9 protein-coding genes are annotated in these 8304 nt (G+C 70.4%); 4 read left to right on the top strand and 5 right to left on the bottom strand.

The genetic code is table 11. The features are described from left to right. The 3 genes from AC1DVT_RS15580 to galU all read right to left on the bottom strand — a co-directional run. On the bottom strand, nt 1-677 hold a 677-nt coding region (locus AC1DVT_RS15580), incomplete at its 3' end, for a large exoprotein (RefSeq protein WP_477389915.1). Nucleotides 678-762: 85 nt separating this feature from the next. Continuing rightward, on the bottom strand, nt 763-1392 hold the full coding sequence (locus AC1DVT_RS15585; protein WP_457099376.1) for a GNAT family N-acetyltransferase: 630 nt from the start codon (nt 1390-1392) through the stop codon (nt 763-765). A 17-nt stretch (nt 1393-1409) separates the two neighbouring features. Next, the gene (gene galU / locus AC1DVT_RS15590; protein ID WP_457099375.1) at nt 1410-2297 is read right to left on the bottom strand and encodes a UTP--glucose-1-phosphate uridylyltransferase GalU; all 888 of its coding nucleotides are present in this window, start codon (nt 2295-2297) and stop codon (nt 1410-1412) included. 55 nt (nt 2298-2352) lie between these two features. Here galU and AC1DVT_RS15595 point away from each other — a divergent pair, with 55 nt between their 5' ends. From AC1DVT_RS15595 to mscL, 3 genes are read left to right on the top strand one after another with little or no spacing between them, the layout of a single operon-like run. Then, on the top strand, nt 2353-2949 hold the full coding sequence (locus AC1DVT_RS15595) for a 5-formyltetrahydrofolate cyclo-ligase (RefSeq protein ID WP_457099374.1): 597 nt from the start codon (nt 2353-2355) through the stop codon (nt 2947-2949). Nucleotides 2950-2962: 13 nt separating this feature from the next. Next, nucleotides 2963-3250 carry an FmdB family zinc ribbon protein gene (locus AC1DVT_RS15600; protein WP_477389916.1) on the top strand — a complete coding sequence of 96 codons (288 nt, stop codon included), beginning with the start codon at nt 2963-2965 and terminating at the stop codon, nt 3248-3250. Continuing rightward, a complete protein-coding gene (gene mscL, locus AC1DVT_RS15605) occupies nt 3247-3663 on the top strand; it encodes a large conductance mechanosensitive channel protein MscL (protein ID WP_477389917.1) in 417 nt (138 codons plus the stop codon). Before AC1DVT_RS15600 ends, mscL begins: the two co-directional genes overlap by 4 nt. 2 nt (nt 3664-3665) lie before the next feature. Here mscL and AC1DVT_RS15610 read toward each other — a convergent pair whose 3' ends face one another. Together AC1DVT_RS15610 and AC1DVT_RS15615 are read right to left on the bottom strand one after the other, a co-directional pair. Continuing rightward, nucleotides 3666-3866, bottom strand: a complete 201-nt coding sequence (locus AC1DVT_RS15610) for a hypothetical protein (protein WP_477389918.1) — start codon at nt 3864-3866, stop codon at nt 3666-3668. Beyond that, nucleotides 3853-7533, bottom strand: coding sequence for an AAA family ATPase (locus tag AC1DVT_RS15615; RefSeq protein ID WP_477389920.1), 3681 nt, complete (start codon nt 7531-7533; stop codon nt 3853-3855). The genes AC1DVT_RS15610 and AC1DVT_RS15615 overlap by 14 nt, the downstream gene beginning before the upstream one ends. A gap of 220 nt (nt 7534-7753) precedes the next feature. On the opposite strand from AC1DVT_RS15615, the gene AC1DVT_RS15620 reads away from it, so the two are divergent. Next, entirely contained in the window at nt 7754-8263 is a 510-nt protein-coding gene (locus tag AC1DVT_RS15620; protein ID WP_477389919.1) for a methylated-DNA--[protein]-cysteine S-methyltransferase, read from the top strand. Nucleotides 8264-8304: the final 41 nt, after the last annotated feature.

Genomic DNA, 8304 nt, shown 5'->3' on the forward strand with positions numbered 1-8304 from the left:
GCCCGCGAGCCGGCCGAGGCGGTGAGCGGCTGCGGCAGCCGGCGCGGCGCCCACGTGCGGGGGTCCGCCGGGAGCGGCACATCCTGAAGCGCGGCATCGGCGTGGGGCGCGGCATCCGCTGTCCACTCCTGCGTGCCGCTGCGACGGGCGCCGACGACGGACATGCGGCGCAGGAGCACGAGGCTCATCGCGCCCAGCATCGCGCCCACCCACATCAGCAGCTGAGTGCCAGTGGCCACGACAACCCAGATCCCCGCGGCGAAGAGCCCGAGCGACAACGCCGCGATCATGGCGATCACCATCCGCGCTCGCCGGCGTGCCCGCGCCTGGCGAGCCGCGGGAAGCGCACGTGCCGATGCGAGTTCGCGGCGGGCGGTCTCGAGTCCGGCCTGCTCGCGCTCGGTCTGCGTGCGACGAGCGAGCTCCGCTCGTTCGGCGAGCGCCCGACGTGCGATGCGCTGCTGCGCGTGCGCCGTGCGGGTGTTGAGCTCTAGCCGCACCTCGTGCGGCGTCTCGCTGGTCTCCGCCAGCACCCGCAGCGCCTGATTCAGGCGGACGGCGTTGCGCTCGGCGGCGTCGTACTGCCGGCGACTGTGCCAGGACGGGAGGAGATACACGAGCCAGAGGAGCACGGCGACGAGCATGATCACTCCACCGCCCAGCACCTGCCCGCCCATGGCCTCCACGGTAGGCGAGTCTGATGCCGACCCCCGGTTAATGCGCGCGTGTCGCCGGCATGCGTCCCTTGGCGATATATGAGGTTCAGGCGTGCAGGCGGTCAGCCGGCGGGATCGCCGCCGCATCCTGCGGCACCCGGCCCTGCAGCCAGCGCTGCAGCACGCCCTCGGGAACGTCCTCGCGGACCAGCGCGAAGGCATAGTGGTCGCGCCAGTCCCCGTTGATGTGGATGAACCGCCGCCGCAGCCCCTCGTAGCGGAATCCGAGCTTCTCGACGACGCGCAGACTGGCGACATTCTCCGGACGGATGCAGATCTCCATGCGGTGGATGCGCAGCTCGTTGAAGCAGATGTCGGTCGCCATCGCCACAGCGGCTGGTGTGATCCCGCGCCCGGCGAACCGCTCGCTCACCCAGTAGCCGATGGTTGCCGACGCGAGCGATCCGCGGGCGATGCCCCAGACGTTCAGCTGTCCGGCGATCTCGCCGTCGTATTCCATGACGAAGGGCACGCCGAGGCCGTCCCGATACTGCTGGAGCAGGCGCCGGATGCCGACGCGCATGTCGAAGGACACCGGACCGTCAGGACTCGTGGCCTCCCACGGGCGCAGCCAGGAGCGATTGGAGAGCAGCTCCTGCTGGATCACCCGCGCATCGCGCTGACGGACGAGTCGCACCGATACCGGGCCGTGCCGACGAGGGGTGGCCAGTTCCATGAATCCCCCTCCCGGACTCAGAGTGTCGCCGCGAACTCCTTGAACCAGGGTCGCAGCTCTGGGCCGAGATCCTCGCGGTCCGCAGCGAGCTGCACGATCGCTTTGATGTAGTCAACCCTATCGCCGGTGTCATAGCGGCGACCCCGGAAGATGACCCCGTACACGCCGGGCCCGTCCGGGTCGGCGGCAAGCTCCTGCAGGGCATCGGTGAGCTGGATCTCCCCGCCCTTGCCCGGTTCAGTGTGCTCGAGCACGTCGAACACCGCCGGGCTGAGCACATAGCGTCCGATGACGGCGAGGTTGGACGGGGCATCCGCAGCCTTCGGCTTCTCCACGAGACCGGTCACCCGCACGACGTCGGGTGAATCAGTCGCTTCGACGGCAGCCGCGCCGTAGAGGTGGATGTGGTCGGCGTCGACCTCCATCAGCGCGACGATCGACGCGCCCGTGCGCTCCTGCTCCGCGATCATCGTCGTCAGGAGCGGGTCGCGCTCGTCGATCAGGTCGTCACCGAGCAGGACGGCGAACGGCGAGTCGCCCACGTGCGCCCGCGCCCGCAGCACGGCGTGCCCGAGACCCTTGGGATCCCCCTGGCGGACGAAGTGGATGTCGGCCAGATCGGTCGATTCCTGGACCTTCGCGAGCTTGTCCCGATCGCCCTTCTTCAGGAGGGTGGACTCGAGCTCCGGCACCGAGTCGAAGTGGTTCGAGAGGTTGTTCTTGTTGCGACCGATGATGATCAGGATGTCGGTGATCCCGGCTCGGGTCGCCTCCTCCACCACGTACTGGATCGCCGGCTTGTCGACGACCGGCAGCATCTCCTTGGGCATCGCCTTGGTCGCCGGCAGGAAGCGCGTGCCGAGTCCGGCGGCGGGGATGACGGCTTTGATGGGTTTGTGGGGCATCCCCCGATCCTACGGCGCGGACGTCGGCACACCCGTGGCGACCTAGAATCGAGGCATGCCCGACGCCATCGCAGCCGCCAAGCGCGCCCTGCGTGCGGACCTGCGCGAACGCCGTCAGGCGCTCTCCGAGTCGGCACGGGATGCCGCGGCCGCCGGTGTGCGCGGTCAGCTCGACGCACTCGTCGAACGGTACGGCGTCCGGTCGATGTCCTGCTTCCTCTCGACCACGATCGAGCCGGGCACCCGGGAGTTCGTGGACGCGGCCGTGGCACGCGGCATCCGGGTCCTCCTGCCCATCACGCGCGCCGATGGCCTGCTCGACTGGTCGGTCGCGACGTCAGATGGCGACATCACCGAGGGGCTCCTCGGCATGCCCGAGCCGGTCGGCGAGCTGCTCGGCCCGATCGCCGTCAACGACGTCGATCTGCTCGTCATCCCGGCAGCCTCGGTGGATCGCACCGGGATGCGGCTCGGGTGGGGCCGCGGCTTCTTCGACAAGACCCTCGGATCCATGGAGCGCTGCCCGCCGGTCTACGCCGTCGTCTACGACTCGGAGGTCGTCGACCAGGTCCCGAGCGACATCCACGACCAGCGCGTCACCGGCGTTGTCACCCCGACCCAGACCATCGTCCTGTCGCCCCCGCGGCGCTGACCACGGAAAGCACATGCCCACCTACGCCTACGCATGCAAAGAGTGCGGCCATCGCTTCGATGCCGTCCAGTCCTTCGCCGACCCCACCCTGACCGAGTGCCCCGTGTGCGGCGGTGTTCTGCGCAAGGAGTACGGCTCGATCGGCGTCACCTTCAACGGCTCCGGCTTCTACCGGACCGACTCGCGTCCGAAGCCCGCCGGGGAGAGCTCGTCGAGCTCCAGTTCCAGTTCGAGCTCCCCCGCGACGTCGACCCCGAAGTCCGAGACGAAGTCCTCGCCCGCACCGGCGAGCAGCGCATGATCAAAGGCTTCAAGGAGTTCGTCCTCCGCGGAAACGTCATCGACCTCGCGGTCGCCGTCGTCATCGGCGCGGCCTTCACCGGGATCGTCACGGCGATCGTCAACGGCTTCATCAACCCGCTGATCGCCCTCGTCTTCCAGGCCGAGACCCTCAATGGCATCGTCGTGCCGGTGCCCAATCTCAGCGGCGGGACGACGGACTTTCCGATCGGCCTCATCTTCGCCGCCGTCATCAACTTCATCGCGGTCGCGATCGTGGTCTACTTCGTGTTCGTCTACCCGATGAACCGGCTCAAGGAGCGCGCCGCCGCCAAGCAGGGCATCGCGGAAGAGGCCGAAGCCCTTCCGAGCGAGGCCGAGCTGCTCATCCAGATCCGCGATCTGCTCGAGAAGCAGACTCCGTCGCGTCCCTAGCGTCACCAGTGCGGCGGGACGTCTCGCCGCATGCGCTCATCGTTGGGACCGGATGCCGCGGCCCCTGGTGTCTCGGCGACCTCCGCGTCGTCGGCCTCGACGTCGGCCGGAACCGGCTCAGGGCTCGTGCCGGGCGCGGGCGTCAGGCGCGCGCGGCGGGAGCCGGGGACCCGCTCGATCCGCTGGCGCTTATTCGATGACATCGATCGGCTGGGTGTCGGTGTCGGATCTCGCCGACTCCGCCGCGACGCCCAGCATCGCGCCGATCCGCGCCGCGACACCCGCGGGATCGCTGTAGAGGTCGAAGGCGTGCACCCGCACATAGTGCCAGCCGAGTCTGCGCAGGATCTGGGGCCGCAGACGCAGTGACTCCCGCAGCGACTCGCCCACCGTCTCGGGGTCGCTCTCGACCACGACGGCCTTCCCGTCGTGCTGCGCGACGAGCGGCAGCAGGCCGCGGTAGTGCACATCGACGGAGAGGCCGAGGCTGCGCAGCTCCCGGGCGAGCGACCGGGTCAGCGGGTCGGCGAGATCTTCGAGGCGGGCCTCGCGCGAGCGTGCGGCGAGTCCGCCGAGGATCGACATCAGCGTCGCCGCACCGTACTCGAGCCGTCCGTCATCGAAGGCCGACGGGCGGATCGACGACACGATCACCATGGATCGCCGTGCGCGGGTCATCCCGACCGTCAGCAGCCGATCCCCGTCCGGCGTCGACAGATCGCCGAAGTCGCTGAGCACCCGGCCATGCTTGGTGAGCCCGAATCCGAGTGAGAACACGACCCGGTCGCGGCTCTCCGCGACGGACTCCTCGAGGGTCAGCACCGCGAAGGGCTCGGCCGTGTCGCGGGAGACGAAGTCGGCGACATCCGATCGCCCGGCGAAGGCCGTCTCTACGGCGGCGCGGATGCGCTCGGCGTGCTTRGCGCTGGCGGTGACGACCATCAGCGTCTCCGACCCGCGGTTCACAGCGTGCTCGACGACGAGCGTAACGACACGCGCGACCTCGGCATCCGGACTCTCCACCGCACCCGTGATCGCATCCGGCGTGCCCGAACCGCCCTCGACATAGTCGACGCTGAGGCTGCCGCGGCCGAGATAGGAGCCTGCCCACGGCAGCGACTTGAGCTCGCCGCCGTAGAACGCGTCGTTGACGAGCCTTGCGAGATCCTCGCCTCCCGCCCGGTAGCTGCGGGTGAGGGTCTCGACGGGAAGGAGTTCGGCGAGCCGTTCGAAGACGCTCGTCTGATCGAACGGCTCGAAGGAGTCGTCCGGTGGCCGGGGAACACCCGCCGCGACGCGGAACGGGGTGGGCTTCTGGGTCACCGGGTCGCCGAAGACCACGACCTGGCGCGCGCGACGCAGGGCCGGCGCGGCCTCCGCCACGCACAGCGCGGCGGCATCGGCGATCACGACGACGTCGAACTCGCGACTGTCCGGCAGCTTGGGCACGTCGTACGGCGACGCGAGCCAGACCGGCGCGAGCGTCCGCAGCAGGGTGGGCGCCAACGCCATGAGCCGCGCGGCGTCCGCTCTCCCGTCGCGCAGCGCGCCCTTGAGGGCCGCAGCCTCGGCCGCGTGGTCGACGATCCCGATCCGCCACTGCGTGGACAGCTGGGCGGCGAGCAGCGGACCGGATGCCGCGGCATGCGCTTCGTCAACGAGCCGGAAGTCGCGCTCCAGCCGGTCGACGACCGCGGTGTTGGCTCCGAGCAGGGCTCGGTCGGTGCCGAGCAGGTGCTCCAGGGCCGATTGCCACCAGGCGAATTCGAGTTCTTCGCCGACCGAATCCTCGGGCACGTGCCGCACGGACAGGTCGGTGAGCAGGCCGTCAAGACCGAGCGCGGCGAGATCGCTGCGGAGCGCTGCCCGCTCCATCAGATTGTCGAAGACGTCGGAGTCCGCCGCGAGGCCCGCGATGGTCCGGACGAGATCCGCCACCGGGAGTCCCGCCAGGCGGTCGGCGCCGGATCGGCCGAGCATCGCGTCGACCTCGGCGAGGTCGGCGTCGACGCGCTGCCAGGCGACGTGCACATCCGCGAGCCCGATGGGCACCTCGGGGGTGACCCCCGCGTCCACGTGCTGCTGCCACTGGGCACGCTGCTCCTGGATGCGCACCAGCGCCTCGTGCACATCGGGGATGTGCACCCCGGGCCGGATGTACTCGCGCATGAGGCGCTTCAGATGCCGGCGCTGCGCGCCGGTCATGTTGGGGGCGTCGCGCCGAGGGGCGTGCGCCTGGATCAGCTCGCCCAGCGGCCGCTCGAAGACCGTGGGGCTGAAGTGATCGAGCGAGTCCCGGATGCCGAGCAGCAGCCGCAGGTAGATCCCGAGTTCTGCGATCGTGCGGAAGGGACGCATGCGGGTCTGTGCGACGAGCTCGTAGCCGCGCTCGAGCAGGGACGGCACGCCGTGCCGGTGCAGCGTGCCGGTGAGTCCGTGTGCCGCACGTGCCTGCTCGGTGGTGTGGAAGGTCACCCCGTACCAGGGGGAATCCCCTGGCCCGACCTTGAACTCGCCGAGCCGGGCCGCCGCAGCGAGCTTGCCCGCGGCATCCGTCCGACGCTTCGAAAGCCGCTCGAGGGTCGCCAGATCGAATCGCACCGCCGTCTCGGGCACCGACTCTGCGCTGGTGAGCGTCGCGAGAGCGCGCAGGATGTCGAGCATCGAGACGCCGAGCGCGGGGTTTCGTTCGGTGATGGCGGCGCGGTAGTCGCGCAGCACGCCGCGCAGCCGGACCAGGGCATCATCGATGTCGGAGACCTTCGGCTGCTCGGCCTTCTCATTGCGCCCGATCGCGCGGATGAGGTCGCGCTGCGGGTCGCGCGGCGAGACCGGAAGGCCGCTGAGTCCCACCCCGGCGAGGCGGTGCCGGATCCCTTCGAGCGTCGAGCGGCGAGCGCTGACGACGAGCACGCTCTTGCCGGCCCAGACGAGCGAGCCGATCGCGTTGATGATGGTCTGCGTGCCGCCGGTGCCCGGGAGCGTGTGGACGGCGAGCGAGTGCCCTGCGGCGATCCGGGCGAGCACCGCCTCCTGCTCGGCATCGGCGTCGAGCAGCAGGGTGTCGGCGGCCGGCGCACGATCGTCGGGACTCGTGGTGGGCGGGACCGTGCGCATGAGGGTGAGCGCCTCCCGGTCGTCGGGGTGCCCGGCGAGCGCGTTGAGGATGGGGTGGTCGAGGTTGGCGGCATCCCGCACCATCGACGCGCCCACGTCGGCGAAGCTCGAGACGACGAGGCGCGGCTTCACCGTGAAGGAGTCGATCGCGCCGGTCAGCGTGCGCAGGCGGTCGATGACGGGCTGCGGCTTGAACACTCCGGCGTCGTACGCCAGGGCGGCGAGCGCCGCCGCATCCACCTCGATGCCGAAGTGCGTGCGCAATGCCCGCACCAGTTCGGGGTTCACCGAGAACGCACCGTGCAGCTTCACCTCGAAGTCGGCGTGGTGGCGGCGGATCGCGAGAGGACGAAGCAGGACGGGGGCGGTGCACTCCAGCCCGCCGATCCGCCACGACGCCAGGCCCACGGCGAGGTGGATCGTGTCGAGGCCGCGGGCGGTGCGGAGTTCTACGTTCTTGGCCGTGAGGCGCTCGGCGGCGATCCGCGCGGTGCGGAGGGCCACCTCGTCGCGGAACAGGCTCGACAGCAGCGTGGACCGGCCTGTGATGAACTTCGGCAGACTGCTCGGGTGCGCCTTGGTGATGTCGATGCCGGCATCGGCGGCGTCCGTGAAGTGCAGCAGGGTCGATGGGCCACCGAGCTCGGCGCCTTCGCGGCGGAGCCGGTCGCGCTCCGGGGCCGCGATGTGCGCGACGACGACATCCGGCTCGGACAACCCGAGATCACCAGGACTCACGGATGCCGCGGGCATGGAGTCTTCTTCGCCGACCACGGCGCTTCCTTCGGCTCGCCACACGATAGCCAGACTATGCGCGAGGTGGGGTGGGCCCCTGGAGCCGGAGCCGAGTTTCGCCGGATTGAGGACACGCCGATTGATCAGCGCTTCCTCCACAGGGCACTCGGCGCGCGCCGAGTGCACCGAGGCGGAAGCGGCCGGGGTGCCGCGCTGCGGGTGCCGCCAGGATGGAGCCATGATCGAAACCTCCTTCCGCGTGCACCCCTCCCCCGTCGGTGATGTGCTGATCGTCGCCGGCCCGGGCGGGATCGTGGCCCTTCATCCGATCGATGGGCCGGTCGACGTCGCAGTCGGCCGCGTCGCCGCCGCCCYGCACAGCGCCCCCGAGCCGGACGATTCGGCCGGCGGCGACATCGATCGGCAGCTCGACGAGTACTTCGAGGGCGTCCGCCGTGACTTCGACGTCACCCTCGACTGGCGGCTCGTGAACGGCTTCCACCGTGCCGCGCTCGAGGCCATCCGCGACATCCCCTATGGCGAGACCGCGGGCTACGGCGAGATCGCCATCGCAGCGGGCAGCCCACGAGCGGCTCGGGCCGTCGGCACCGCCTGTGCGACCACGCCGTTCTCGCTCGTCGTCCCGGTCCATCGGGTCATCCGTGCCGACGGCTCGCTCGGCGAGTACGGCGGGCGGCCCGAGGTCAAGCGATTCCTGCTCGACCTCGAGCGCGCCGCGGACGAGTAGGCCGTCCGCGCGCAGCGGCCCCGATCGGCTCCCCCAGGGTC

The organism is Microbacterium sp. P2_F9 (genome assembly GCF_056403635.1).